Source organism: Sporichthya polymorpha DSM 43042 (assembly GCF_000384115.1).
Lineage (GTDB): Bacteria > Actinomycetota > Actinomycetes > Sporichthyales > Sporichthyaceae > Sporichthya > Sporichthya polymorpha.
Window position 1 is genome coordinate 3,082,030 of sequence record NZ_KB913029.1, and the last position, 24,672, is coordinate 3,106,701.

28 protein-coding genes and 1 pseudogene are annotated in these 24,672 nt (G+C 73.1%); 18 read left to right on the plus strand and 11 right to left on the minus strand.

Annotated features, from left to right (window positions below; genetic code table 11):
- Positions 1-16: 16 nt before the first annotated feature.
- The 3 genes from SPOPO_RS0115070 to SPOPO_RS0115080 are packed head-to-tail and all read left to right on the plus strand — an operon-like array spanning position 17 to position 1,335.
- Positions 17-310, plus strand: a complete 294-nt coding sequence (locus SPOPO_RS0115070; RefSeq protein WP_028984802.1) for a DivIVA domain-containing protein — start codon at positions 17-19, stop codon at positions 308-310.
- A complete protein-coding gene (locus tag SPOPO_RS0115075; protein WP_019875693.1) occupies positions 311-766 on the plus strand; it encodes an SRPBCC family protein in 456 nt (151 codons plus the stop codon). It abuts the gene before it with no gap.
- Complete coding sequence (locus SPOPO_RS0115080; protein ID WP_019875694.1) at positions 763-1,335, plus strand: DNA-3-methyladenine glycosylase I; 573 nt, start codon at positions 763-765, stop codon at positions 1,333-1,335. The genes SPOPO_RS0115075 and SPOPO_RS0115080 overlap by 4 nt, the downstream gene beginning before the upstream one ends.
- A 15-nt stretch (positions 1,336-1,350) precedes the next feature.
- Here SPOPO_RS0115080 and SPOPO_RS0115085 read toward each other — a convergent pair whose 3' ends face one another.
- The gene (locus SPOPO_RS0115085) at positions 1,351-2,133 is read right to left on the minus strand and encodes an enoyl-CoA hydratase-related protein (RefSeq protein WP_028984803.1); all 783 of its coding nucleotides are present in this window, start codon (positions 2,131-2,133) and stop codon (positions 1,351-1,353) included.
- 231 nt (positions 2,134-2,364) lie between these two features.
- Between SPOPO_RS0115085 and SPOPO_RS33810 the strand changes: the two genes are divergently transcribed.
- Positions 2,365-2,532, plus strand: a complete 168-nt coding sequence (locus SPOPO_RS33810) for a DUF3117 domain-containing protein (RefSeq protein WP_019875696.1) — start codon at positions 2,365-2,367, stop codon at positions 2,530-2,532.
- 39 nt (positions 2,533-2,571) lie between these two features.
- A complete protein-coding gene (locus tag SPOPO_RS0115095; RefSeq protein WP_019875697.1) occupies positions 2,572-4,128 on the plus strand; it encodes a leucyl aminopeptidase in 1,557 nt (518 codons plus the stop codon).
- A 101-nt stretch (positions 4,129-4,229) separates the two neighbouring features.
- Here SPOPO_RS0115095 and SPOPO_RS0115100 read toward each other — a convergent pair whose 3' ends face one another.
- The gene (locus tag SPOPO_RS0115100) at positions 4,230-4,856 is read right to left on the minus strand and encodes an O-methyltransferase (RefSeq protein WP_019875698.1); all 627 of its coding nucleotides are present in this window, start codon (positions 4,854-4,856) and stop codon (positions 4,230-4,232) included.
- Between the two features lie 169 nt (positions 4,857-5,025).
- On the opposite strand from SPOPO_RS0115100, the gene sigE reads away from it, so the two are divergent.
- From sigE to SPOPO_RS32895, 3 genes are all read left to right on the plus strand, one after another.
- Positions 5,026-5,616, plus strand: coding sequence for an RNA polymerase sigma factor SigE (gene sigE / locus SPOPO_RS29750; protein ID WP_051098370.1), 591 nt, complete (start codon positions 5,026-5,028; stop codon positions 5,614-5,616).
- Entirely contained in the window at positions 5,613-6,236 is a 624-nt protein-coding gene (locus SPOPO_RS32890; protein WP_051098372.1) for an anti-sigma factor family protein, read from the plus strand. The genes sigE and SPOPO_RS32890 overlap by 4 nt, the downstream gene beginning before the upstream one ends.
- Before the next feature lie 119 nt (positions 6,237-6,355).
- A complete protein-coding gene (locus tag SPOPO_RS32895; RefSeq protein WP_019875700.1) occupies positions 6,356-6,922 on the plus strand; it encodes a twin-arginine translocase TatA/TatE family subunit in 567 nt (188 codons plus the stop codon).
- A gap of 10 nt (positions 6,923-6,932) precedes the next feature.
- Here the strand turns inward: SPOPO_RS32895 and SPOPO_RS0115120 are convergent, their stop codons facing one another.
- From SPOPO_RS0115120 to SPOPO_RS0115130, 3 genes are read right to left on the minus strand one after another with little or no spacing between them, the layout of a single operon-like run.
- Positions 6,933-8,087 (minus strand): Mrp/NBP35 family ATP-binding protein, encoded by a 1,155-nt coding sequence (locus tag SPOPO_RS0115120; protein WP_019875701.1) that lies wholly within the window; start codon positions 8,085-8,087, stop codon positions 6,933-6,935.
- Between the two features lie 19 nt (positions 8,088-8,106).
- Positions 8,107-8,625 carry a DUF1003 domain-containing protein gene (locus SPOPO_RS0115125; RefSeq protein ID WP_019875702.1) on the minus strand — a complete coding sequence of 173 codons (519 nt, stop codon included), beginning with the start codon at positions 8,623-8,625 and terminating at the stop codon, positions 8,107-8,109.
- Positions 8,615-9,958 (minus strand): magnesium transporter MgtE N-terminal domain-containing protein, encoded by a 1,344-nt coding sequence (locus SPOPO_RS0115130; protein ID WP_019875703.1) that lies wholly within the window; start codon positions 9,956-9,958, stop codon positions 8,615-8,617. The genes SPOPO_RS0115125 and SPOPO_RS0115130 overlap by 11 nt, the downstream gene beginning before the upstream one ends.
- 147 nt (positions 9,959-10,105) lie before the next feature.
- Here SPOPO_RS0115130 and SPOPO_RS36070 point away from each other — a divergent pair.
- The 5 genes and pseudogenes from SPOPO_RS36070 to SPOPO_RS0115150 all read left to right on the plus strand — a co-directional run.
- A pseudogene (locus SPOPO_RS36070) lies at positions 10,106-10,897 on the plus strand (DMT family transporter); the annotation flags it as partial.
- 192 nt (positions 10,898-11,089) lie between these two features.
- Positions 11,090-12,055: an aldolase/citrate lyase family protein gene (locus tag SPOPO_RS36075; RefSeq protein ID WP_028984804.1), complete on the plus strand. Its 966-nt coding sequence runs from the start codon at positions 11,090-11,092 to the stop codon at positions 12,053-12,055.
- Positions 12,052-13,143, plus strand: coding sequence for a DUF2332 domain-containing protein (locus tag SPOPO_RS29765; protein ID WP_019875705.1), 1,092 nt, complete (start codon positions 12,052-12,054; stop codon positions 13,141-13,143). The genes SPOPO_RS36075 and SPOPO_RS29765 overlap by 4 nt, the downstream gene beginning before the upstream one ends.
- 106 nt (positions 13,144-13,249) lie before the next feature.
- Positions 13,250-13,759 (plus strand): MaoC family dehydratase, encoded by a 510-nt coding sequence (locus SPOPO_RS0115145; RefSeq protein ID WP_019875706.1) that lies wholly within the window; start codon positions 13,250-13,252, stop codon positions 13,757-13,759.
- 101 nt (positions 13,760-13,860) lie between these two features.
- The gene (locus SPOPO_RS0115150; protein WP_156869905.1) at positions 13,861-15,120 is read left to right on the plus strand and encodes a Kelch repeat-containing protein; all 1,260 of its coding nucleotides are present in this window, start codon (positions 13,861-13,863) and stop codon (positions 15,118-15,120) included.
- A 3-nt stretch (positions 15,121-15,123) separates the two neighbouring features.
- Here the strand turns inward: SPOPO_RS0115150 and trmB are convergent, their stop codons facing one another.
- The gene (trmB, locus tag SPOPO_RS29770; RefSeq protein WP_019875708.1) at positions 15,124-15,792 is read right to left on the minus strand and encodes a tRNA (guanine(46)-N(7))-methyltransferase TrmB; all 669 of its coding nucleotides are present in this window, start codon (positions 15,790-15,792) and stop codon (positions 15,124-15,126) included.
- Positions 15,789-16,193, minus strand: coding sequence for an NUDIX hydrolase (locus tag SPOPO_RS0115160; RefSeq protein WP_019875709.1), 405 nt, complete (start codon positions 16,191-16,193; stop codon positions 15,789-15,791). The genes trmB and SPOPO_RS0115160 overlap by 4 nt, the downstream gene beginning before the upstream one ends.
- 136 nt (positions 16,194-16,329) lie before the next feature.
- Between SPOPO_RS0115160 and SPOPO_RS29775 the strand changes: the two genes are divergently transcribed.
- On the plus strand, positions 16,330-16,992 hold the full coding sequence (locus SPOPO_RS29775; RefSeq protein ID WP_084671144.1) for a DUF6758 family protein: 663 nt from the start codon (positions 16,330-16,332) through the stop codon (positions 16,990-16,992).
- A gap of 7 nt (positions 16,993-16,999) precedes the next feature.
- Here the strand turns inward: SPOPO_RS29775 and SPOPO_RS29780 are convergent, their stop codons facing one another.
- Both SPOPO_RS29780 and SPOPO_RS0115175 read right to left on the minus strand, forming a co-directional pair.
- Positions 17,000-17,458 carry an ATP-binding protein gene (locus tag SPOPO_RS29780; RefSeq protein WP_019875711.1) on the minus strand — a complete coding sequence of 153 codons (459 nt, stop codon included), beginning with the start codon at positions 17,456-17,458 and terminating at the stop codon, positions 17,000-17,002.
- A 125-nt stretch (positions 17,459-17,583) separates the two neighbouring features.
- Positions 17,584-18,447, minus strand: a complete 864-nt coding sequence (locus SPOPO_RS0115175; RefSeq protein ID WP_019875712.1) for an alpha/beta fold hydrolase — start codon at positions 18,445-18,447, stop codon at positions 17,584-17,586.
- A 100-nt stretch (positions 18,448-18,547) separates the two neighbouring features.
- On the opposite strand from SPOPO_RS0115175, the gene SPOPO_RS0115180 reads away from it, so the two are divergent.
- The 3 genes from SPOPO_RS0115180 (at position 18,548) to SPOPO_RS29785 (ending at position 21,817) form a co-directional block, all read left to right on the plus strand.
- The gene (locus SPOPO_RS0115180; protein ID WP_019875713.1) at positions 18,548-19,321 is read left to right on the plus strand and encodes a ParA family protein; all 774 of its coding nucleotides are present in this window, start codon (positions 18,548-18,550) and stop codon (positions 19,319-19,321) included.
- Positions 19,318-19,653 carry a hypothetical protein gene (locus tag SPOPO_RS0115185; RefSeq protein WP_019875714.1) on the plus strand — a complete coding sequence of 112 codons (336 nt, stop codon included), beginning with the start codon at positions 19,318-19,320 and terminating at the stop codon, positions 19,651-19,653. Before SPOPO_RS0115180 ends, SPOPO_RS0115185 begins: the two co-directional genes overlap by 4 nt.
- 361 nt (positions 19,654-20,014) lie before the next feature.
- A complete protein-coding gene (locus SPOPO_RS29785; protein WP_019875715.1) occupies positions 20,015-21,817 on the plus strand; it encodes a DUF11 domain-containing protein in 1,803 nt (600 codons plus the stop codon).
- A 7-nt stretch (positions 21,818-21,824) separates the two neighbouring features.
- Here the strand turns inward: SPOPO_RS29785 and SPOPO_RS0115195 are convergent, their stop codons facing one another.
- Entirely contained in the window at positions 21,825-23,468 is a 1,644-nt protein-coding gene (locus tag SPOPO_RS0115195) for a DEAD/DEAH box helicase (protein WP_019875716.1), read from the minus strand.
- Positions 23,469-23,576: 108 nt separating this feature from the next.
- On the opposite strand from SPOPO_RS0115195, the gene SPOPO_RS0115200 reads away from it, so the two are divergent.
- Positions 23,577-24,269, plus strand: a complete 693-nt coding sequence (locus SPOPO_RS0115200; RefSeq protein WP_019875717.1) for a ferritin-like fold-containing protein — start codon at positions 23,577-23,579, stop codon at positions 24,267-24,269.
- 50 nt (positions 24,270-24,319) lie between these two features.
- On the opposite strand, the gene SPOPO_RS0115205 is transcribed toward SPOPO_RS0115200, so the two are convergent.
- The gene (locus tag SPOPO_RS0115205) at positions 24,320-24,547 is read right to left on the minus strand and encodes a DUF3107 domain-containing protein (RefSeq protein WP_019875718.1); all 228 of its coding nucleotides are present in this window, start codon (positions 24,545-24,547) and stop codon (positions 24,320-24,322) included.
- Between the last annotated feature and the right edge of the window lie 125 nt (positions 24,548-24,672).

Consider the following 24,672-nt stretch of genomic DNA (forward strand, 5'->3'; position numbering starts at 1 on the left):
GGCAGAGGGAGGCGCCGTGTTCTGGCTGATGGTCGTCGTGGTGGCGGTGGTCGTGTTCGGCACGGCCGCGGTCGCCGCCGGCGTGGGCGGGACGCTCGGCAGCGTCGCCCCGGCCCCGCAGCCCCTGGCCGACGTCGAGGGCCCGGTCACGTCCGCCGACCTGGCGGAGATCCGGTTCCCGGTCGTTGTCCGCGGCTACCGCATGGACGCCGTCGACGCCGTCCTCGACCGGCTCACCGACGAGATCGCGACCCGGGACGCCCGGATCCGCGAGCTCGAACAACCGTCCGAGAACCGTGCGGAGTCCTGAGTGCGTCCGATCGAACTGAGCGTCGACATCGACCTCCCCGCCGAGCGGGTGTGGGCCGGGCTGGTCGACTGGCCGAGCCACGCGAAGTGGATGCCGCTGACCCACGTCGAGGTCGTGGGTGGCGGCGCCGGCCACGGCGAGGGCGAGAAATTCATCGGCTGGACCGGCTTCCGGCCGCTGGCCATCGCCGACCGCATGACGATCACGCGCTGGGACCCACCCCGCCGGCTCGACGTCGTCAAGACCGGCCGGCTGCTGAAGGGCAGCGCCTGGTTCGAGGTGCAGCCCCTGGGGGAGCACCGCAGCCGCGTGGTCTGGTGCGAGGATCTCGTCCCGCCGTTCGGTGCGCCCGGCCGGCTGCTCACGCCGTTCCTGTCGATCGGGACGCGGGCGGTGATCGGCCTGGCGCTGAAGCGGTTCGCGCGCTTCGCCGTCCGCAGCGAGGCCGGCGCGTGAGCGGTGTGGTCGCGGGGCCGGACGGCCGTAAGCGGTGCCCGTGGGGGCTGTCGGCGCCGGACTACGTCTCCTACCACGACACCGAGTGGGGCCGGACCGTCCACGGGGACGACCGGCTCTACGAACGGCTGACACTCGAGGCCTTCCAGTCCGGTCTGTCGTGGCTGACGATCCTGCGCAAGCGTGAGAACTTCCGGGCGGCGTTCGCGAACTTCTCGATCCCCGCCGTCGCCGGGTTCTCCGAGGCCGACGTCGACCGCCTGCTCGCGGACCCGGGCATCGTACGCAACCGCGCGAAGGTGCTCGCCGCGCTGCAGAACGCCCGCGCCGCGGCCGCGCTCGGGCCGGACGGTCTGGACGAGCTGCTGTGGTCCTTCGCCCCGCCGCCCCGCACGCGTCGCGTCGCCTCGCTCGCCGAGATCCCGGCCGTGACGCCGGAGTCGACCGCGATGGCCAAGGCACTGAAGAAGCGCGGGTTCGCGTTCGTCGGCCCGACCACGGCGTACGCGCTCATGCAGGCCACGGGCATGGTCGACGACCACCTGGCGGGGTGTCAGACCGCCCCCTGATCGGGGCTCGGCAACTCAGCGCCCGGAGAACTCCGGCTTGCGCTTGTTCAGGAAGGCATCGACGGCGCCGAGGTGGTCCTCGGTGGCGCCGGCCTCCTCGATCAGCTCGTGTTCCTTGGCCAGGACCTCGGCGAGCTCGTGGTCGTGGGCGTACCGCAGCGCGCGGCGCGTCAGGCCGTAGGCGCGCGTGGGGCCGGCGGCCAGCCGGGCGGCGAGCGCGTTCGCGGTCGGCATCAGGTCCTCGGGGGCGACCACCTGGGTGACCAGCCCGATCTCGAGGGCCTCGGGCGCCTTCAGCGTCGGGTTGAGCAGGAGCAGCTCGGTCGCCTTGTTCACCCCGACCAGGCGCGGGAGGTACCAGGACATCCCGGTGTCGGGGCTGAGCGCGATGCCAGTGAAGGCCGTCGTGAAGCTCGCCTTCTCCGAGGCGATCCGGAAGTCCGCGGCCAGCGCGAGGGAGAGCCCGGCGCCCGCCGCGGGGCCGTTGATCGCGGCGAGCACGGGCTTGTCCATGTCGGCGAGCAGCTGCGCGATCGGCGCGTAGTGCTCGGGGACGACGGAGAACCGTTCCTTCGCCGTCTTCGCGGGGTCGATCTCGGCGAGGTCCTGCCCGACGCAGAAGCCCCGACCGGCGCCGGTCAGCACGACGGCGCGTACGGCGGGGTCCTCCGCGATCGACTTCAACGCGTCGAGCAGCAGGAGCCGGGCCAGCAGGTTCAGTGAGTTGAAGCTCTCCGGCCGGTTCAGGGTGACGGTGGCGACACCGCCGTCGAGGGAGACCAGAACGGGATCGGACATCGAGCGCACCCCTGACAGACGTCGGCGTCGGACGGCGGAACGGCCCGAGCCTAATGGGGCCGCGGGGGCGGGGATCGGGGTCGCGAAGGGCCCGGGGGGCGCGCCGAGGGGGGTGAGCGCACCGGACCGGTGACCGCATCAGAGATAATGGAGATCAACGACGCGGCGTTTCGTCGCCCGCGGGCTCGCCCCGCCGGGCGGTCGACATCGACGAACACCTGAGGAGCGAGCATGGCGGCCATGAAGCCACGGACCGGCGACGGCCCGTTGGAGGTCACCAAGGAGGGTCGCGGCATCGTCATGCGTGTCCCGCTGGAGGGTGGCGGCCGTCTGGTCGTCGAGCTGTCGGCCGACGAGGCCGGTGCCCTCGGTGAGGCCCTGAAGGGCGTCGTTTCCTAATCCGCTCGTCGCACCCGTCCGCGCGGCCGAAGGAGAACCATGGCCCGTCCGGCCGTGCACGTCGTCGTCGGTAAGCCCCTGCTCAGCGGGTCGGCCGACGTTCTTGCCGTCCCGATCTCGAAGGGTCCGGACGGTCCGGTCGCCGGCCCCGGCCTGGCGGCCGCCGGCTCCGCCCTCGGGCTCGACCTGCTGGCGCTCGCGCGCCGCGAGAAGGCCCGGGGCGACGCGGCGGAGATCGTCGCGCTCCCGCTGACCGACCCCGCGGGCCCGGCCGAGCAGATCCTGCTCGTCGGCACCGGGGACGGCAGCCCGACCGCGCTGCGGCGGGCCGGCGCGGCCCTCGCGCGCCGGGTCCGGTCGCGGGAGCGGCTCGCAACCTCGGTCGCGGCCGGCGCGGGTCCCGACGGTGTCCGTGCCTTCACCGAGGGCCTGGTCCTCGGGTCGTACTCGTTCACCCTGCGGGGCCAGACGCCGACCTCAGCCGCGAACGAGCCGAGTGCCAAGCGCGAGCACGTCGGCGCGGTCGACCTGCACGTCGACGGGCGTCGGGCCGAGGCCGCGGGTCCGGCCGTCGAGCGTGGCCTGCGCACCGCGGACGCCGTCTGCCTCGCGCGCGACCTGGCCAACACCCCGTCGGCCGAGAAGACCCCGGCATGGCTCGCCGCGCAGGCCAGGAAGATGGCCGGCCGCGCGGGTCTCGACGTCGAGATCTGGGAGCCGGCCGACCTCGAGGCCGGCGGGTTCGGTGGCATCCTCGCGGTCGGGGCGGGCTCGTCCCGCGGGCCGCGCCTGATCCGCCTGGAGTACACCCCCGCGGACGCGCCGGCCGGTGCCGCGCTGCCGCACGTCGTCCTCGTCGGCAAGGGCATCACGTTCGACTCCGGCGGCCTGTCCCTCAAGCCCACCGACGGCATGGTCGCGATGAAGGCCGACATGGCCGGCGGCGCGGCGGTGATCGGCGCGATGTCGGCGCTGCGTGCGCTCGGCGTCGGCGTCCGGGTCACGGGCCTGGTCGCGGCGGCGGAGAACCTCCCGTCGGGCTCGGCCTTCCGCCCCGGCGACGTCATCACCCACTACGGGGGCACGACCGTCGAGGTGCTGAACACCGACGCCGAGGGCCGTCTCGTCCTCGCCGACGCCCTCGCCTACGCCGACGCGAACCTCGACCCGGACGTGATCGTCGACCTCGCGACGCTCACCGGCGCCGCGACGCTCGCGCTGAGCCGCCGCATGGCCGCGCTGTTCACCCCGGACGACCGCCTGGCCAAGGCCCTGCTCGCCGCCTCCGACGCCGGGGGTGACCGCCTGTGGCGGATGCCGCTGGTCGACGAGTACCGGCCCGCGCTGGACTCCCCGGTCGCCGACCTCGCGCACGTCCCCCACCAGCGGCACCGCAAGGTGCAGGGCGGCGCGATCACCGCGGCGCTGTTCCTCCGCGAGTTCGTCGGCCGCCGCTCCTGGGCCCACGTCGACATGGCCGGCCCCGGCAAGATCGACGGCGACGAGCACGAGAACACCAAGGGCGGCACCGGCTACGGCGTCCGGCTCCTCCTCCGCTGGCTCGAGGCGTACCCCGCGAAGGCTCGCGCTCGCTAGGTGCTGTTCATTCCCGAAAGCGCACTACGGCACGTCTGAAAGCAAAATTCGCGTGCCGTACTGCGCTTTCGGGGGCCCCGGACACCGGGTGAGGCGCGGGCTCAGCGGGCGGGGCGCTTGGTGGCGGCGAGGAGACCGGTCCCGACGGGGAGCAGGACGGCGGCGAAGTCCTCGCTCTCGAGGAGGGTCTGGCCGAGTTCGCGCATGGCGGGGGCGCCGCGGCCGGTCGGGTCGGCGAAGACGACGACACCGCCGTCGCGGAGCAGGCGAGGGGCCTCGCGGAGGAAGTCGGCGTAGGCGAGCGGGTCGGCGCAGACGGACATCAGGTCGTAGCCGCCGTCGGTGAGGCGGGGGAGGACCTCGATCGGGCGGCCGGCGATCAGCCGGGCGCGGTTGGCGGGGACGCCGGCCTCGGTGTAGGCGGTGCGGGCCGTGCGCTGGTAGTCGGGGTCCGGGTCGACCGAGGTCAGCACCCCGTCGGGGCGCATGCCGCGCAGCAGCCAGATGCCGGTGACACCGGTGCCGGTGCCGACCTCGACCACCGAGCGGGCGTCCAGCAGCGCGGCGAGGAACCGCAGCGTCGCCCCGGCGGCCGGCGGGAGCACCGGGAGACCGTTCTCGGCGGCGCGGGCGCGCGCGGCGCGCAGGACGTCGTCCTCGGCGAGGTAGGCATCCGCCAGGGCCGCCGTCGCCGAGGCGTCGAGGTGCTCGGTGCCGATGCCCGCCATGAAACTTCCTCGCGCTTGTGGGCCGTTCGTGTTCTGCAGCCTACTGACCTGGGCAGGAACGATCTGCAGGGCGCGCGCGTTGAGTCCGCAACGGGCCGACTCCGCGCTCACAGGCCGCACACAGTGCGGCACGTCAGAGTGGAACTCCGCGTCCGTAGAAGGAGATCACGTGGATACAGCGCGGCCAGCTCCCGACGGTGGAGCCGCGCAGGGGGACTGGGTGCCGCCCAGCTGGGAGGAGATCGTCCGGACGCACTCCGCGAGGGTGTACCGGCTCGCCTACCGCCTGGCGGGGAACCAGCACGACGCCGAGGACCTGACCCAGGAGGTTTTCGTTCGAGTGTTCCGTTCGCTGTCGACCTACCAGCCGGGGACGTTCGAGGGGTGGCTGCACCGCATCACCACGAACCTGTTCCTCGACATGGTCCGGCGCCGGCAGCGGATCCGCTTCGAGGGCTTCCCGGAGGACGCGCACGAGCGTCTGCCCGGCCGTGAGCCCTCGCCGCAGCAGCTGATCGACGACCAGGGTTTCGACGCCGACATCCAGTACGCGCTCGACCAGCTGCCGCCGGAGTTCCGCGCCGCCGTCGTCCTCTGTGACATCGAGGGTCTGTCGTACGAGGAGATCGCGGCCACGCTCGGCATCAAGCTGGGTACGGTCCGGAGCCGGATCCACCGGGGGCGGGCGCAGCTGCGCGCCGCCCTCGAGCACCGTTCGGCCGCCACCGGGCGGCCCGCGGCCCTGGAGGTCGCGACGTGAACCACCTCGGGGACCGGCTCGCCGCCTACGTGGACGGCGAGCTGCCGCGCGTGACGCGGGAGCTGATCTCCGCGCATCTGCTGATGTGCAGCAGCTGCCGGGCGGCCGTCGAGGCCGAGTCCCGCACGAAGTCCGGTCTGACGCACCTGTCGACGCCGGACCCGTCACCGAACCTGATGGGCGCACTGCTCGACCTCGCGGCCCCCGGGGAGCCGTTGCCGCCGCGCCGCCGCCCGCTCGGCGCGGAACCGGCTCCCCGGCCGGTCCCGGTCGGCAAGCCCGTCCGCGTCGCGTTCCTCGGCGTGGCCGAGCCGGCGATCCCGTACGCGACCCGGGGCTCGCGGGTCCGGCGCTCCCTGCTCGCGGCCGGGGCGATGGGCGTCGCCGCGGTGAGCCTCGCGTCGGCGCACGCCCAGAACGCGGGCGACGCGGCCCCGCCCGGCGGGAGCTCGTTCGCCCAGGTCGTGGGCCCGCAGTCCGCGGGGTCGGGCTCGGAGTCGCCGGACGCGCCGGGCACGGTGTCCTCGCCGCACCTCTTCCCGGCCCCGAGCGTGGTGCCCCAGGTGGAGGGCCCACCCGGCGTCGACGTGTTCTACGGGCACACCCACACCGCCCGCTGATCGTCCGAACGGGTGCGTTGGGCGACCGAGCGTGACCGGACCGCTGACGGGCGCAGTTTCCCGGTCTACCCTGTGGGCGACTCCCGGTCTGCCCGGCGGGAGCGGGTAGGAGAGATCACGTGTTGGACATCAGTGGCTGGGAGTTCCTGACTCTCGGCATCATCGCCGTGATCGTTTTCGGCCCGGACAAGCTGCCCAAGTTCGCGGCGGACGCCGGTCGGCTGATGAAGCAGGTCCGGCACTACGTGAACGGCGCCAAGGACGAGCTCACGCGTGAGCTCGGGCCGGAGTTCGCCGACGTGAAGGTCTCCGACCTGACCCCCCGCGGAATGATGAAGAAGGCGCTGGGCCCGGACGACCCGTTCGAGGAGCTGCGCCAGAGCATCGACATCCGTAAGGACGTCGACCAGTTCCGCGACCTCCGCAACCCGATGCAGTTCGGGGCACCGAAGCAGGAGGAGGAGTCGCGGACGCAGAGCAAGGCCGACGACGCGTCCAGCACGTCCGCGATCGGCAAGCGGCAGGCCGAGGCCGCCCGTGCGGCCAACGTCGCCGCGACCTCCAACGGCTCGGCGACCCGCGCCGCCGCACCGGCGGCGAACGGGGCCGCGAACGGCGCGGCCCCGCGTGCGTCGCGGGCGCTCGCGGACAACGAGATCCCGCCGATCGACCTCGACGCGACCTGAGTCCGACGGTCTAGCGACCGACCGGGGTGAGCCCGAGCGACCGGCCGGCGAGACCGCGGGAGCGGTGACCGAGACGGGACGCGATCGAGCGCAGGACCTGCGAGGCGGGGGCATCGGGCTCGGCGACGACCAGCGGCTTGCCCTCGTCGCCACCCTCGCGCAGGCGCGGGTCGAGCGGGATCTCGCCGAGGACGGGGATCTCGTGCCCGAGCAGACGGCCCAGGCCCTCGGCGACGCGGCGGCCACCGCCGCTGCCGAAGATCTCCAGGCGGTGCTCCTTGCCCTCGGCCGTGCAGTGGGGGCACGGCAGGTAGGACATGTTCTCGACCACGCCGGCGATCTGCTGGTGGGTCTGGGTCGCGATCGAGCCGGCGCGCTCGGCCACCTCGGCGGCGGCCTGCTGCGGCGTCGTCACGACGAGGATCTCGGCGGTCGGCACGAGCTGCGCGATCGAGATCGCGATGTCGCCGGTGCCCGGGGGCAGGTCCATGAGCAGGACGTCGAGGTCGCCCCAGAACACGTCGGCGAGGAACTGCTGCAGCGCCCGGTGGAGCATCGGGCCACGCCACACGACGGGGGTGTTGCCCTCGACGAACATACCGATCGAGATGACCTTCACGCCGTTCGCGGACGGCGGCATGATCATGTTCTGGACCTGCGTGGGGCGGCCGTCGGCGCCGAGCATGCGGGGGATCGAGTGGCCGTAGATGTCGGCGTCGAGGACGCCCACGTTCAGGCCGTCGGCGGCCATCGCAGCGGCGAGGTTGACCGTCACCGACGACTTGCCGACGCCGCCCTTGCCGGAGGCCACCGCGTAGACGCGCGTCATCGATCCGGGCCGGGAGAACGGGATCTCCTTGGCGGGGACGCCGCCGCGCAGCTTGGTCTGGAGCTCCTCACGCTGTTCGGCGGTCATGACGTCGAGCGTCAGGCGGACGTCGGTGACGCCGGGCACCTTGGCGAGCGCCGCGTTGACGTCGCGCGTGATGGTGTCGCGCAGCGGACAGCCCGCCACGGTGAGCAGAACCGTGACCGAGACCACACCGTCGGCGGCGACGTCGACGGTCGCCACCATGCCCAACTCCGTGATCGGCTTGTGGATCTCGGGGTCGTTGACGGTGGCCAGTGCGGCGCGGACGGCCTCGACCGACGGTGCAGAAGACATGTCCGCATCGTATGTCGCGCTACTCGGTGGCGCGTTCGGCGCGGGCCCTCCGCTCGCGTTCGTCCAGTTCGTCGAGCATGCGACCGAGCTCGGAGCGCAGGAAGTCACGCGTCGCGACCTCGCCCAGTGAGTTGCGCATCGCGGCGATCTCGCGCGTCAGGTACTCGGTGTCGGCGATGTTCCGTTCGGTCCGCGTGCGGTCCTGCTCGTAGGTGACGCGGTCGCGGTCGGCCTGCCGGTTCTGGGCGAGCAGGATCAGCGGCGCCGCGTACGAGGCCTGCAGCGAGAGCATCAGCGTCAGGAAGATGAACGGGTAGTCGTCGAACCGCCAGTCGCTCGGCAGCACCGTGTTCCACAGGAACCAGGTCAGGACGAACACCGTCATGTAGCCGATGAACTTCCACGTGCCGAGGAAGCGGGCGAAGCGCTCGGCGAACGCGGCGAAGGTCTCGGCGTCCCACTGCGGGCGCTTCGGCAGCCGCCCCGGCTGACGGGGCAGGTCGAGGCGGTCGCGCGGCTCGCGCCAGTCAGGAGCCATGGCGCTTCCTCGGCCGGTAGACGCGGATCTCGCCCGTGGTGTCCGGGCTGAAGGCCCGGCCGCCGGCCCCGGTGTCGTCGTCGTCGGGCTCCTCGGCCGCCTCGGCGTTGCGCCAGTCCTCGGGCAGCAGGTGGTCGAGCACGTCGTCGACGCTGATGACGCCGACCAGGCGCCGCTGCGCGTCGACGACCGGGGCCGCCACGGCGTTGTAGGTCGCGAGGTAGCTGGCGACGTCGGAGAGCATCGTCTCCGGGCGCAGCGTCTTGAGCTCCTTGTCGAGCACCGAGGAGACGAGGTCACCGGGCGGGGTGCGCAGCAGCCGCTGGAAGTGGACCGCGCCGAGGAACTTGCCGGTCGGGGTCTCGAGCGGCGCGCGGCAGACGTAGACCAGCGCGGCCATCGCCGGGGTCAGTTCCGGGTTGCGGATCGCCGCGAGGGCCTCGGCGACGGTGGCGGTCGGCGGCAGGATCACGGCCTCGGTCGTCATCAGGCCGCCGGCGCTGTGGTCGGCGTAGCTGAGCAGCTGCCGGACCGGGGCGGCCTCCTCCGGTGCCATCAGGTCGAGCAGCTTCTCGGCCTCGTGGGTGGGCAGGTCGCCGAGCAGGTCCGCGGCGTCGTCGGGCTGCATCGCCTCGAGGACGTCGACCGCGCGCTGCTCGTCGAGGAGGCCGACGATCTCGACCTGGTCCTCCTCCGGGAGTTCTTCGAGGACGTCGGCGAGCTTGTCCACGTCGAGCGCGGAGGCGACCTGGGCCCGGCGCTCGGGCTTGAGGTCGTGCAGGACATTTGCCAGGTCGGCCGGGCGCAGGTTCTCGAACGCGGCGAGCATGTTCGTCGCGGCCTGGGTCGACTGCCCGGCCGTCAGGCCCTCGACGCCGTCCCACGCGACGGTGAGCGTCTCGCCGCGGCGGCGCAGCTTCCCGCCGCCCTTGCGGACGTGCACCTTCGACAGGACCCAGTCGAGGTTGCGCGTCATCTCCATGCCGATGTCGATGACGGTGACCTCGTCGTCGGTCCCGAGCAGCCGAACCTTGCGGTCCAGCAGTTCGGCGATCACCAGCGTCTCGTCGTTGCGCTGCTCGAAGCGGCGCAGGTTGACCACGCCGGTCGTGATGACCTGGCCGCGGTCCATCGAGGTGACCCGGCCCATCGGGACGAAGATCGGGCGGCGCATGCCCACCTCGACGACGAGGCCCACCACGCGTGTGACCTCGCCGGCGGGCCGCAGCGCCGCGACGGCGTCGCGGACGCGACCCACCTGGTCGCCGCGCGGGTCGAAGACGGCCAGCCCGGCGAGCCGGGAGACGAAGACCCGTGTGGCGGCACCGGACATGCGTGCCTCCCCGCGGGTTGGGCGCGCCGCCGCCGCGCATGGACGCAGCGCCTGGACCTGCGCATACGGAACGTTCGGCTCAGGTTATCGGCCCGCACGCGGGACGCGGCGCAGCGTGGGGCGCGTCCGGGACGAATAATCGGCCGGATGGACTCCCGCCACGCCCGCGGCGACCTCGTGGTCCTGGGCGTCGCGGTGGCGGCGGTCTCGACCTCCGGCCCGATGATCGCGGCGATCACGGCCCCCGCGCTGGCGATCGCGTTCTGGCGCAACGCGATGGGGTCGGCCGTGATCGGGGCCGCGGCGGTGGTCCGCCCCGCCGTCCGGGCGCAGTACCGCGCGCTGACGCGGCGTGAGATCCGCCTGATCACGGTGTCCGGGCTGCTGCTCGGGGCGCACTTCCTCTGCTGGACGCCGAGCCTGACCTACACGACGGTGGCGTCGGCGACGGCGCTCGTGTGCGCGCAGCCGGTCTGGGCCGCGCTCGGGTCCCGGCTGCTCGGACGGCCGGTCTCGCGGCAGACCTGGTGCGGCATCGGGCTCGCCCTGGCCGGGGTGCTGCTCCTGACCGGCGCCGACCTCGCGGTCTCCGGTCGGGCTGTCTGGGGTGACGTGCTCGCGATCGCCGGCGGGATGCTCGCCGCCGCCTACACGACCGCGGGGGAGGAGGTCCGGCGCACGGTCTCCACGCCCGTCTACACCTCGCTCTGTTACGGCGTGGCCGCGGTCTCGACGCTGCTCGTCTGCGTGGCGGCGGGTGTCGACCTCGGCGGGTACGACGGCGAGACCTGGCTGCGGATCGCCGCCCTGACGCTGACGGCGCAGCTGCTCGGCCACACGATGTTCAACCGGGTCGTGGGCCGCGTCGGCGCGACCGTCGTGTCGACGGCGATCCTGCTCGAAGTCCCGCTGGCCGCGATCCTCGCCGCGGTCTTCCTCGACCAGGCCCCGCCCGGGACCGCCGTCCCGCCGGGCTGCTGCTGCTCGCGGGCGTCTACGTCGTCGTCCGGGCCGAGGGGCAGGCGCGGGCGGAGCAGCAGCCGAACCTCCCTGTGGACTGAGTGCCGAGGCCCGGCAGTTAGGCTGCGCCGCAGTCGCCCCCGGTCCAGATTTCGAGAAGGTGCAGCGTCCATGGCTGAAACTGCGAACCTCCGCCCGCGCCGGTCCTGCCTGGCGGTCCCGGGCAGCAGCCCGAAGATGCTCGGCAAGGCGCAGGGCCTGCCGGCCGACATGGTCTTCCTCGACATCGAGGACTCGGTGGCGCCACTCGCGAAGCCCGAGGCGCGCAAGAACATCGTCGCCGCGCTGAACGAGGGCGACTGGGGCAACAAGGTCCGCACCGTCCGCGTCAACGACCTGACCACCTCGTGGACCTACCGCGACGTCATCGAGGTCGTCGAGGGCGCGGGCCAGAACCTCGACTGCATCATGCTGCCGAAGGTCCAGACCGCCGAGCAGATCGTCACGCTCGACACCCTGCTCACGCAGATCGAGAAGACGATGGGCTTCGAGGTCGGGCGCATCGGCATCGAGGCGCAGATCGAGAACGCGCTCGGCCTGTGCAACGTCGACGCGATCGCGGCGGCCTCCCCCCGCGTCGAGACGATCATCTTCGGCCCGGCCGACTTCATGGCCTCGATCAACATGAAGTCGCTCGTCGTCGGTGAGCAGCCGCCCGGCTACGACGTGGGCGACGCGTACCACTACATCCTCATGCGGATCCTCATGGCGGCTCGCGCGCACGACAAGCAGGCCATCGACGGTCCGTACCTGCAGATCCACGACGTCGACGGCTACCGCCGCGTCGCCGGCCGCTCGGCCGCCCTCGGCTTCGACGGCAAGTGGGTCCTGCACCCCGGCCAGGTCGAGGCCGCGAACGAGGTCTTCTCGCCCTCGCAGGAGGACTACGACCACGCCGAGCTGATCCTCGACGCGTACGAGTACTACACCTCCGAGGCCGGCGGTAAGCGCGGCGCGGTCATGCTCGGCGACGAGATGATCGACGAGGCCTCCCGCAAGATGGCGCTCGTCGTCGCCGGCAAGGGCCGCGCGGCCGGGTTCTCGCGGACCTCGAAGTTCGAGCCGCCCGCGGAGTGACGCGCGACGTCGCGATCGAGGCGCACCTGCGCTCCCAGGCCGAGGCCTGCGGGGACATCGGGTCGCCGATGTACGAGGCGTTGCTGACCTTCGCCGCGGACGACCTCGCGGCCGGGGGACCGGTCGCGGCGGTGTGCGCGGACTGGGCGGGTGACCCCGGCCCCGCCGTGCTCGCGCTGCGGTTGCTGGGTACGGTGCACCGCTTCGCGCTCGCGGGCGAGGCGCCGGAGCTGGCGCGGTTCTACCCGAGCGTCGCCGGGGCGGACGTGGTGCCGTTCGAGCCCGACGCGGCCTGGGCGGCGTTCCGGGACGTCCTGGCGGCCCGACCCGACGACGTCCGCGCCGGCCTGGTCTCGCCGCCGCAGACGAACGAGGTCGGCCGCTCGGCCCTGCTGATCGGCGGGCTGCTCACGCTGCGTTCGCTGGTCGACCTCCCGGTGCGGCTGGTCGAGATCGGTGCCTCGGCCGGGCTGAACCTGCGCCCGGACCTGATCCGCATCGACCTCGGCGACGGCCGCGGGATCGGGCCCGTCGACTCACCCGTGACGCTCCGTCAGCCCTGGGAGGGCGAGCTCCCGCCGCTCGATCGGCCGGTGGAGGTCGTGGAGCGGATCGGCACCGACCTCGACCCCGTCGACGTCACCTCCGGCGACGGCCGGTTGCGTCTGCTCTCCTACGTCTGGCCCGACCAGGTCGAGCGGTTCGAGCGCCTGCGGGGCGCCTTCGCCCTTGCGGACGCCGTGCCCGTGCCGGTGGGCCGCGAGAGCGCGTCGGTCACCGTCGCGGGGCTCGACCCCGTCCCCGGCGTCGTCACGGTCGTCTGGCACTCGGTGATGACGCAGTACCTCCCGGCCGACGTGCGCGCCGACCTGGAGGACGCGTTCTCCGCCCTCGGGTCCCGCGCGACCGCGGACGCTCCCGTGGCCCGGCTCTCCTTCGAGCCGACGCCCCGCACCACCCCGCCGGGGGTGGAGTTCGCCCTCACCCTCCGCCGCTGGCCCGCCGGCCTCGGCGGCGACGAGGACGCGCCGCTCCACCTCGCCTCCGGCCACCCCCACGGCGACTGGGTCACCTGGCACGCCCGTTGACCCGTAGCGTCAGCGGGATCGTGCGCTATGGCGACCGCTTTCGCTGACGTTGCGGGCGCTGGGGCAGGATGGCCCGCGACATCGACGCAGCAGGAGGACGCGGGACATGCAGTTCGGGCGGACGTACGAGGAGTTCGAGGTCGGCGCGGTCTACAAGCACTGGCCAGGCAAGACCGTCACGGAGTACGACGACCACCTGTTCTGTCTGCTGACGATGAACCACCACCCGCTCCACATGGACATCAACTACGCCGAGAACACGACGGACTTCGGCAAGAACGTGGTGGTCGGGAACTACATCTACTCCCTCCTGCTCGGGATGTCCGTCGAGGACGTCTCCGGCAAGGCGATCGCGAACCTGGAGATCTCGTCCCTGCGGCACGTCGCGCCGACGTTCCACGGCGACACGATCTACGGCGAGACGACCGTGCTCGGGAAGAACATGACCTCGAAGCCGGACCGCGGGGTCGTCGAGGTCGAGACCATCGGCTACAAGCAGGACGGCACGATCGTCTGCATCTTCCGCCGCAAGGTCATGGTGCCGACGCAGGAGTACCTCGACGCGCGCGGTGGGGACCAGCCCGGGCGGCCGACCCCGATCCCGCGGGAGAAGTGAGCCGTTTCGCCTGACTCGCGCGACAAGCGGTAGCAACGCGGTCACACTGGGAGGGTCCGTCCCGAAGCGAACGTCCGGAGCTTCCCCTGCGTCCTCGCTGCATGCGCCCGGTTGCGGGGACCGCTGTGCTCTCCGGTGCACTCGCCGCCGTGCTCGCGCTGGCGGCGTGCAGCTCCGACGACCCGGCGGCGGACGCGACCCGGGCCGGGGCGACGGGCGCCGCGCCGGGTGAGGTGACGGCCGCGCCGTCCGCGCACCCCGCGCTCCGCTGGGAGAAGCTGCCGGCGTCGCCCCTCACGCCGCGGACGGCGGTTCTCGCCGTCGCCGTCGGCGACCGTCTGCTGGTGGTCGGCGGCGACGACGGGCCGCCGTGCCCGCCGAACGCCGACTGTGCGGCAACCCCGGCCCCGCTGCGCGACGGAGCCGTGCACGACGCCGCGACCGGCGAGTGGACGAAGCTCCCGGAGGCCCCGCTCGGCCTGCTGAACCAGTTCCCGGCGACCGTGGCCGGGGACGTGCTCTACGTCCTCACCGACACCGCGCTGGTCTCGTTCGACGCGGCGGCGAGTGCCTGGGACACCCACCCGCTGCCGGCGACCGACCACCGGGACGTCCGGCTCGCCACGCTCGGCGAACGCGTCGCCGCGGTCGCCGGGGAGCGCGTCGGCGACCCCGGCGGGGATGACGGCGAGGCGGCCGGCACCGACGAGGCCGGCACCGAGGAGGCCGGGGACGAGGTCTTCGATCCGGCGACCGAGACGTGGTCCCGCCTGCCGGTCGACCCGCTCGGCCCGGGCTTCGACCGGGTCCTCACCGACACCCCGGCCGGCGCGGTGCTCACCGCGAAGGAGAGCGTGGAGGCCCCGGGGTCGATCGCCCCGCCGATCGTGCGCGCGGCGCAGCTCGACCCGGAGCTCAAGACCTGGACGCGGCTCCCGGACAGCGAGCTCATCGGCGGCTACCGCTGGGCGTGGACGGGGGAGCGGATGGTCGACCCGACCCTGGGGGAGGCCGACGGCGGCACCGTGAACAACTGGGGCCGGAGCCTGCCCTACGGCGGCACGTTCGACCCGGCGACGAAGGAGTGGGGCCGGTTCGTCGAGGCGCCCGACGCCTACTCCGGTGGCTGGGCGGTCGAGGCGCTCGGTGGGCCGGTGTCGGCGTCCGGCGGTTGGCTCTACGACGACCGGACCGCGGAGTGGTCCGTCCTCACCGCGCCCGCCGATGCCCCGGGGCTGCCCGGTGCCGCGGTGTGGGTGGGCGACACCCTCTACGTGGTCGGGGGTCAGTTCACCGACCGTTCGGGCCAGGCCGCCCTCACCGGGGACACCTGGGCGCTCACCGTCGACGGCACTGACTGATCGTCAGTTCCGTTTGCTCCAGGCCATCGAGTGGATCGTCCGCCCCGCGGCGCGGGCACGGCGGCCGTACTTGGTCTCGGGCACGTCAGGGGCCGGGATCTCCCGCAGGGCGGGGATCTCCGCCGCCGCCTCGCGTACCGAGCCGGCGTAGATGTCGTTGTCGATGACGACGTGCAGCACCCCACCCGGGCGCAGCAGCTCGGTGATCCGGGTCAGCACGGCGGGCCGCAGCAGCCGCCGGGCGGCGTGCCGCCGCTTGGGCCACGGGTCGGGGTGGAACGCCTGCACGAGTTCCAGCGACCCCGGTGTCAGGGCCGGCAGCAGCGTCGTCACGTCGGCCGGGAGGACGCGCACGGTCCCGTCGTCGAGCCCCGCGTCGACGAGGGCGTCCATCGCCCGCAGCTGACCGGGGGAGTGGACGTCGACGCCCAGCACGCGGGCATCGGGCCGGGCCTGCGCCAGCGCGAGGAGCGACTCCCCGTACCCGAAGCCGATGTCGAGCACCGCCGGCGCCCAGGCCGCAGCGGCCGCGGGGCCGGACAGCGCGAGCGCGGCGGCGCGCTCGGCGAGCCGGGCGCGGTGCTCGTCGGACATCCGGCCGCGGTTGCGCCAGCTGCGCGGCTGGAACGGCCCCGGGGGCGGCGGGCCCGGGGTCGAGACGCTCGGGCTCACGCGGGCAGCACTCCCCAGGAGCTCAGGGTGTCGATCAGGCCGGGGACGACGTCGAGCTGCAGCAGCTCGGCGCGGGACACCCACCGGACGTCGTCGGCGTCGTCGCCCGCGAGGAGGTCTCCGCCCAGCGGGGCGCACGCGTAGTCGCGGACGTCGTAGACGACGTCGCCGGCCGGGATCTCGACCGTCCCGACGCGGACGCCGACCGCCACGATCAGGCCGGTCTCCTCCAGCACCTCGCGGCGGACGGCCTCGAGGTCGCTCTCCGCGCCCTCGACCCGCCCGCCGGGCAGGGACCAGCGCCCGGCCGCCGGCGGGTTTCCCCGGCGCACCATCAGTAGCCGGTGGTCGTCGTCGTGGACGACGGCCCCGACACAGGGCACGCGGACGGTTCGCAGCACGAGGTCACTGTAGGCGGCGGTGCGGGCGGGTCCCGGGGGTGCGCGAACGCGGACGGTTGACGACGCAGCGTTGCGGGGAGGAGCGTGGAGTAATTCCACGTCGTGCCCGGCCGGGCGGAACTGGGGGTGCTCAGCGGTGAGCGGCCACCCCTCGTGCGCGCGGTGCGGCCGCCCCGTGCGGGCCCCGGGCATCTGGTCGAACGCGTGGCGGTGCGAGGTTCACGGCGACGTCGAGCCGCTCGCCCCGGTCGGTCTGCCCACCCGGGAGCGGCTCGAGCGCGAACTGCACGCGGGTCCGTCCCCGGACGTGCCGTTCTGGCTGCCCTGGCCCCTTCCGACCGGCTGGCTGGCCACCGGGATCACGCACGCCGGCGACGACCGCCACGGCGTGCGCGCGACGGCGGTCGCGTTCACCGGACCCAACCCGGTCGGCGGTCCGGCCGATCTCGTGATCGTCGCCGAGGAGCCGGGGGTCGGTCTGGGCGCCCGTTGCGCGGGTCTGCCCGGTCGCGACCCCGGCACCGAGATCGCGACCCAGGTGCCGCACGCCAAGATCTCCGCCGCCGGCCACCCGACGGCCTTGTGGTGCGTCCGCGGCCCCCACGACCGCGCGGTCTACGTCGGCGAGGCGCTCGGACGGTGGCTCTGGCTGATCCTGACCCCGGCGTCCGCCGGCGCGCTGGTGGCTGACCACATCACGCTGATCGACCTGCGCGACAGTCCGTGCGACCTCGATCTGCCCCTGGGCTCGGCGCTGACGACGTTGCCGAACGGCCCGGACGGACCCGAGTCGGCCTGACGAACCGTCAGGCCGCGACGACCTCGTCCGAGTTGTCGACCGCGGCAGCGTTCTCCTCGACCACATCCGCGGCGGAGTCGACCGCGGGGGCCGCCGGCTCGAGGTCGAGCTCGAACCAGACCTGCTTCTCCCCGCCGAACTCCGACCAGCCCCACCGGGCGGCCAGCGCGTCGACGATCATCATCCCGCGGCCGTTGGTGCTGTCCGGCGCCGCGCGCCGCAGCCGCGGCGGCTCGCCACCCCGGGCGTCGTGGACCTCGACCCGCAGGGTTGCGCCCTCCTGCTTCGCGACCATCCGCATCGGCTGCGCGCCGTAGCGCAGGGCATTGGTGACGAGCTCGCTCACGAGGAGCGGGGCGACGCCGCCGTCCTCCGGCATGTCCCAGCGCTGCAGGCACGCGCTGATCAGATTCCGTGCCCGCTCGACCTCACCGGGGTCGTTGCGCAGGGCAGTGCGAAGCTCCACCGCTCGTCTTTCCTTCCGCGCCGCTCAAGGAACTCGTTCATCGTGCCGGGGTGCTGAGCGCGGCGCAGGCGCTTGTCCGAATCGGTACCCGAACGGCCGAGACCACAACGGACCAAAAGAGATCGTCACGGGAGGGTCGAGACGAAATCGATCATGAGACGGGCGAAGGTCTCGGGTGCCTGCACCGCGGGGGAGTGCGCGGCCCCGGTGATCACCTCGTGCCGGGCGCCCAATCTCGCGGCCATGTCGGCCTGCTCCGTGGGCGGCCAGATGAAGTCGTCCTCGCCGTAGGCGACCAGCAACGGGACGCCGGTGCCGGCGAGGTCGGCGGTGCGGTCCGGGGTGTCGAGCAGGATCGTCGCCATCCCGATCAGGCTCGCCTTCGCCGAGGCGCAGAAGCGGCGGCCCAGAAAGTCGACGACGTCGCTGCCGACCCCGGTGTACTCGTCGTTGGCCTCCGCCATCGAGGAGATGAACGTCCAGATCTCCGGCAACTCCATCTCGGTGAGCAGCTCGAGGAACATCTGGCACCGCGTCGCCTCGGCGCCGGCGATCGGCCCGGGGCCCGAGCACAGCAGGGTCGCCGACCGGAACACCGCCGGGTCGTCGATCACCGCGGCGCGGACGGCGAGCCCCCCGAACGAGTGCCCGACGAGGTGCACCGGGCCGTCCCCGAGAGCCCGGGCGACCGCGACGACGTCCGCGCCGAGGGCCTCCAGCGCATAGGCCGCGGGGTCCTCGGAACCCGGCGTCTCGAACTGGCCCCGCTGGTCGACCGCGACGGCCCGGTACCCGGCGCCCGCCAGCGGCTCCAGTGCGGTGATGAAGTCCTCCTTCGACCCGGTGAACCCGGGGACGAGCAGGAGGGTGGCGGTGGCCTCGGCACCGTCGGGCGGCGTCGCGTCGTGGACGGCGAACGGGCCCCGGTCGGTGTCGAGGAGGTAGGCCTTCGCGCAGTCCGGAAGGCGCAGGTGGGGAGGTGTGCTCACGGGCGGTCACGTTAGTCCGGTCACAGTGCCCGGCGTGTCGATGTGATCCACGTCGGCGGGCGGTTCGGGCGCTATCGGGCGGCAATGTCCGAGCGGCAGAATGTGGCAGGTGACCCGGACCCTTGCCGTCGCCAACCAGAAGGGCGGCGTCGCGAAGACCACGACCGTGGTCTCGCTCGGGGCCGCCCTCAACGAGTTCGGCCGCCGCGTCGTCGTCGTGGACCTCGACCCGCAGGCGTGCCTGACGTTCTCGCTCGGGCTCGACCCGGACTCGCTCCAGCTCTCGGTCCACGACGTGCTGCTCGGGCGCGTCTCGGCGAAGACCGCGCTGCACCCGGTCGCGGACGGGTTCGACCTGCTGCCGGCGACGATCGACCTCGCCGGGTCCGAGGCACTGCTGATGACGCGCACGGGCCGCGAGTTCGCCCTGCGCTCCGCTCTGGCGGACCTCGCCGCCGACTACGACGTGATCCTGCTCGACGCGCCGCCGGCGCTCGGGGTCCTGACGCTGAACGCGCTCACCGCGGCCGACTACGTGCTGATCCCGCTGCAGTGCGAGACCCTCTCGCACCGCGGGGTCGGTCAGCTGCTCGACACCGTCGGCGACGTCCAGCGGATCACCAACCGCGACCTTCAGGTGCTCGGCGTGCTGCCGACGCTCTTCGACGGCCGCACCACGCACTCCCGGGCGGTCATCGCCGACGTCGCGCAGCGGTACGGCGTCGCGGTGCTGGAGCCGCCGATCCCGCGCTCGATCCGGTTCGCGGAGGCGCCCGCCGCCGGCAAGTCGGTGCTGTCGACGGCGAAGTCGTCCACCGGCGCCCAGGCCTATCGCGAGCTCGCGGACCGGCTGATCAAGGATGGGGTGCTATGACCGACTTCGACCGGTTGCGTCCGCGCTCGGGGAGCGCTGCCCGTCCGGCCACCCCGCGCGCCGGGGCGGTGCCCAACCCCCGGCCCGACCGGGAGGGCAAGCGCGCGCTGTTCTCCGTCGAGACCCCGCCCCCGGCCCCGCCGGTCGCCCGCGGGGCGCTGCAGCTCACCTGCTCCGGCTGCGGCTCCGTCTCCGCGCTGAGCCCCCGTCAGGCCCTGCTCGCCGCGATCCCGAGCGTCCACCTGCCGATCCTGCGCGGGAAGTTCCCGTCGTGGATGCGCTGCCCCGCCTGCCGCCGGCACCAGTGGGTCCGGGTCGACCTGCGCCGCTGACCCGGCCGCGCCGAGACCGGGCATCAGGTCACCTGCGCCTCGCTCTCAGCCTCTTGGCAGACACAAGATCAATTAGGGCATGTCTCCCAACTCCTCTGCGGCGCGCTCGGGGCCCCGGACGCCCTCTGGCCGCGTTGTCGTCGTCGCCCGCTACTCCGTAGCGGGCTCCTCCTCCGCCTAGCCAGAGAACGTCCGAGCCGCCCATCGCATCCTCCAGGAGTTGAGAGACACGCCCTAAGCGCGATATTGCGCTCTGTGTTCTTTGAGTCGCGCTCAGTAGTATGCGCCCGGCGTCGCACCACCACGGACGCGGATCACTGCCGAACCGCCGCGCCCGTGGGGCGCGGGATTGGAGCTACGGATGCGGCGCATCACCATGCGCACGGTTGGAATCGCGGCCCTCGCGGGCGCGCTGATCGCCGGGGGACTGGCGGCGACCCCTGCGGCGAGTGAGCCGGTGGGCCCCGCGCAGCCGCAGGGATCGGCTCGGGTGGCCGCGCCGGGCGACCCCTTCGCCTGCCCGAGCTCGCGCTTCTTCCTCAGCCAGGGCTCGCCGACGCAGATGTCCACCCTGACGCCGGGTTCGGACGAACCGACGGAGATCGGCGCCGCCACCCGCACGTACAACGCCATCGGCTACAACGAGGCCGACGGTTTCATCTACGCCATCCTGAGCAACGGGCATCTGGGCCGGATCGACGGCGAGGGCAACGTCGAAGACCTCGGGCAGCTGACCGACGGCAACAACGCGACTTTCAATGCGGGGGCCGTGCACTCCGGTGGCCGGTACTACTTCGTCACCACGAATGCGAACAGTGCCCTGTATCGCATCGATCTGGACGATCCGAACTACGCCGACGGCATCCACACCCTCCGGATCCCGCTCTTCGATGAGCCCGGCGGGAACCCTCGCGGGGCGCTGTCGGCGGACGTGACGTTCCTCGGGGACGACCTGTGGGGGGAGCGGAGCAACAGCGACCAGTTCGCCCGTATCACGTTGGACGACTCGCCCACGGGCTCACCCACGTTCGGGGTCGTGGACCTCTTCAACGCCGCTCCGGTCGGCGTTGTGGATTCGGAGTCCGGTGCCGCCTGGACCTACGCGAACGGCAATCTCGGCTTCTCCGACAACGACACCGGTGACATCTACCAGGTCCGTGTCGACAACCCGACGGCGGCCACGCCCACGTTCACCCTCGTCGCGGTCAGCGAGGGGCCCGATTCGTCCGTCAACGACGGCACCGCCTGCCGCGGTGGGGACGTGGATCTGGCGATCACCAAGACGGCCGCACCATCCCCGGTGACTCCGGGCGGCGTCATCACCTACACCCTGACCGTCGAGAACCTCAGCGGAACCAACGACAGCTCCGGCTTCGTCGTCAGCGACACCGTGCCGGCTGACCTGACCAACCTCTCCACCTCCAGCCCGGGATGCGACTTCGCCGGTCAGACCCTCACGTGCACCGGCGGTGCGCTGCCGGCCGGTGACAGCGTCGCCTTCGAATACACCGCCGACGCTCCCGGCGCGACGGGTTCAGTGGTCAATGCCGCGACGGTGACCGGGAACGAGCGCGACCCGGATGCGGACAACAACACCTCGACGATCACGGTGCCGGTGGCCACCCCCGCCCCGACTCCCACTCCCACCCCGACGCCGACGCCGAGCCCGGCCCCTGGCCCGGGGCAGCCGTCCGCGCGGCCGGATCTGGTGGTGCGCAAGACCGCGCCGGCGCAGGCGCAGGCCGACCGGAGTGTCACCTGGCGGATCGTGGTCCGGAACCGTGGCAATGCGGCAAGTGTCGGAGCGGTCCTGACGGACACCCTGCCGAAGCAGGTCCGGTCCTCACGGGTCGCCACCCCGAAGGGTGTGCGCTGCACGGTCGCCAAGCGGAACGTCCGGTGCGAGCTCGGGACGATCGCGCCGGGGAAGAAGCTGGTCGTCAAGATCACCGGACGGCTCTCGCCGAACGCGAAGGGCCGGATGACCAACACCGCGCGGGTCACCGACGCCCAGGACAGCAACGTCCGCAACAACAGCTCGGCGGCGACGACGCGGGTGCGTCCGGTCGGCGCGGGGACCCCGTGCCGAGTCGGCGTCGCGAGCACCGCCGTCAGCCCCGTCGGGGCCCCGCAGGTGCGGACAGCCGGCCGCGCCGGCTGCTGACGGAGCGTCAGTCGGTAGCGGCGTCGCCTTCCGAGGCGGCGCCGCTCCGCGTGCGCCGCCGGCTGCGGGTGCGGGTCCGCGCCGGGGCGTCGGTGCCGTCGGTCGCAGGGCCGGCGCCGGACTCCTCGGCCGGAGCGCCGCCCTCGGCGCCGGCCTCGACCGGCTGGCCGCCGCGGGTGCGGGTCCGGGTGCGGTTGCGCTTGGGCCGCGGCTTGCGCGGGCCGGCGTCGTCGTCGCGGCTGCTGCCGCTTCGACCGCCGCCGCCACTGCTGCTTCCGCCGCGGGACTTCGAGCGCGCGCGGCCGGTCTCGCCGAGGTCCTCGACCGCTTCGGCGTCCAGGCCGGCGCGGGTCCGGGCGGCGCGGGGGAGCGTGCCCTTCGTGCCCTCCGGGATGCCGAGCTCGGAGAACAGGTGCGGCGAGGTGGAGTAGGTCTCCGCCGGCTCGCCGAGACCCAGGCCCAGGGCCTTGTCGATCAGCTGCCAGCGCGTCATGTCCGACCAGTCGACGAACGTGACCGCGACGCCGGTCCGGCCCGCGCGGCCGGTGCGGCCGATGCGGTGGACGTAGGTCTTCTCGTCGTCCGGGCACTCGTAGTTCACGACGTGGGTGACGTCGTCGACGTCGATGCCGCGGGCCGCGACGTCGGTCGCGACGAGGATGTCGACCTTCCCGCCGCGGAAGGCGCGCAGCGCCTGCTCACGGGCGCCCTGGCCGAGGTCGCCGTGCACGGCGGCGGAGGCGAAGCCCCGGTCAGCCAGGTCGTCGGAGACCTGCTGGGCGAGCCGCTTGGTCGGGCAGAACACCATCGCCAGCTTGCGGCCCTCGGCCTGCAGGATCCGCGCGAGGCACTCGATCTTGTCCATCTTGTGCGTGCGGTACACGTGCTGCTCGGTCAGCGGGACCGTGGTCTCGTCGCCCGAGGCCTCGGCGCGGATGTTCGTCGGCGTCCGCAGGTACCGGCGCGCCATCGCGAGGACCGGGCCGGGCATGGTCGCGGAGAACAGCATGCTCTGCCGGCTCGCCGGGGTGTCCTCGATGAGACGCTCGACGTCGGGGAGGAAGCCCAGGTCGAGCATCTCGTCGGCCTCGTCGAGGACGAGCGACTTCACGTGCTTGAGGTCGAGGTGACGCTGCTTGCGCAGGTCGAGGAGGCGGCCGGGCGTGCCGACGACGACCTCGACGCCGGCCTGCAGCGCGGCGACCTGCGGCTCGTAGGCGCGCCCGCCGTAGATGGCGGCGACGCGGACGCCGCGACGCTTCCCGGCGACGAGCAGGTCGTTCGCGACCTGGGTGCACAGCTCACGCGTCGGGACGATCACCAGCGCCTGCGGCTTGCCGAAGTCGACGAGCTCGGACCACTCGTCGTCGAGCGGGGCGACGACCCGCTGCAGCAGCGGGATGCCGAACGCGAGGGTCTTGCCGGTGCCGGTGCGCGCCTGGCCGATGACGTCGGTGCCGGTCAGCGCGATGGGGAGGGTCAGTTCCTGGATCGGGAAGGCGTCGACGATGCCCTCGTCGGCGAGGGCATCGACGATGGCCGGGATGACACCGAGCTCGGAAAACGTGGTCAGGAGGATTCGCCTACTTCGTTTCGGCCGTCCTTCGTGGACGGCGACGGGGGGTGACCGCCGTGAACGAAGCGGTCCCACGCGCGACGACGCCGCGCGCTGTGCGTACGAGGGGGTGCGGCGAGCCACGGAAGCGGCCGACGCCTGTTACACCTGTTGTCAGCATAGCGGCTCACCTAGGCTCGCCCCGTGAACGCGGCGGGGGACCGGGGTCCGCAGACGGGCCCGGACGCGGCCGTCGTGGACCTGCTGGGCGTCCTGGCGTGCGGGGAACTGCTCGCGTTCGAGCGTCTGGCGCACGACGCGGCGCTCGCGCCGACGATCGAGGACAAGGCCGAGCTCGCCCGCATGGCCGTGGCCGAATTCACCCACTTCACCACGCTGCGGGAGCACCTGGTGAAGATCGGCGTCGACCCGGCGGCGGCGATGGCGCCGTTCGTGGAGCCGCTGGGGGACTTCCACCGCCGGACCGCCGCCTCGAACTGGCTGGAAGGCCTGGTCAAGGCCTTCGTCGGGGACGGTCTCGCCGCCGACTTCTACCGGGAGATCAGCGGATACCTCGACCCGGCGACCGCCGCGCTGGTCTCGGAGGTGCTGGCCGACACCGGACTCTCGGCGTTCGCCGTCGAGCACGTCCGGGCGGCGATCGAGGCCGACCCCCGCGTCGCGGGCCCGCTCGCGCTCTGGGGGCGGCGCCTCATGGGCGAGGCGCTGACGCAGGCCCAGCGGGTCGCCGCGGAGCGCGAGGTGCTGACGGCGTTGATCGTCGGCGGAACCGGCGACGACCGGCCGGGCATCGACCTGAACGAGCTCGGCGCCCTGCTCGGCCGCCTCACCGCCGCCCACAGCGAGCGGATGGCGGCGCTGGGGTTGGAGGCCTGACCCCTGGTCGGCCGGGTCGGGCAGGTCGGGCGGGTCGGCCGGGTCGGGCGCTAGAGCGCGCCGAAGCCCACGCGCCGGGTCTCCGGCTCGCCGATCTCGACGTAGGCGACCTTCGAGGTCGGGACGACGACCTTGCGGCCGCGCTCGTCGACCAGCGTGAGGACCCCGTCGGGGTTGGACAGCGCGGAGTGAATGACCGACTCGAGCTCGTCGGCGCCGAGCGGAGACTCCACGGTCAGCTCGCGCGGCGAGTGCTGAACCCCGACCTTGATCTCCACGGGCCCTCCGAAACTGTTTGGCGCTGACTCTTTCGCGTTCGACGGAGCGCTCGACGGAGCGCTCGGCAAATCGCGCTGCCGAGGCTACTGGGTGGCGCGCCCCGGTGACGGCCGGTGGGGGCCAC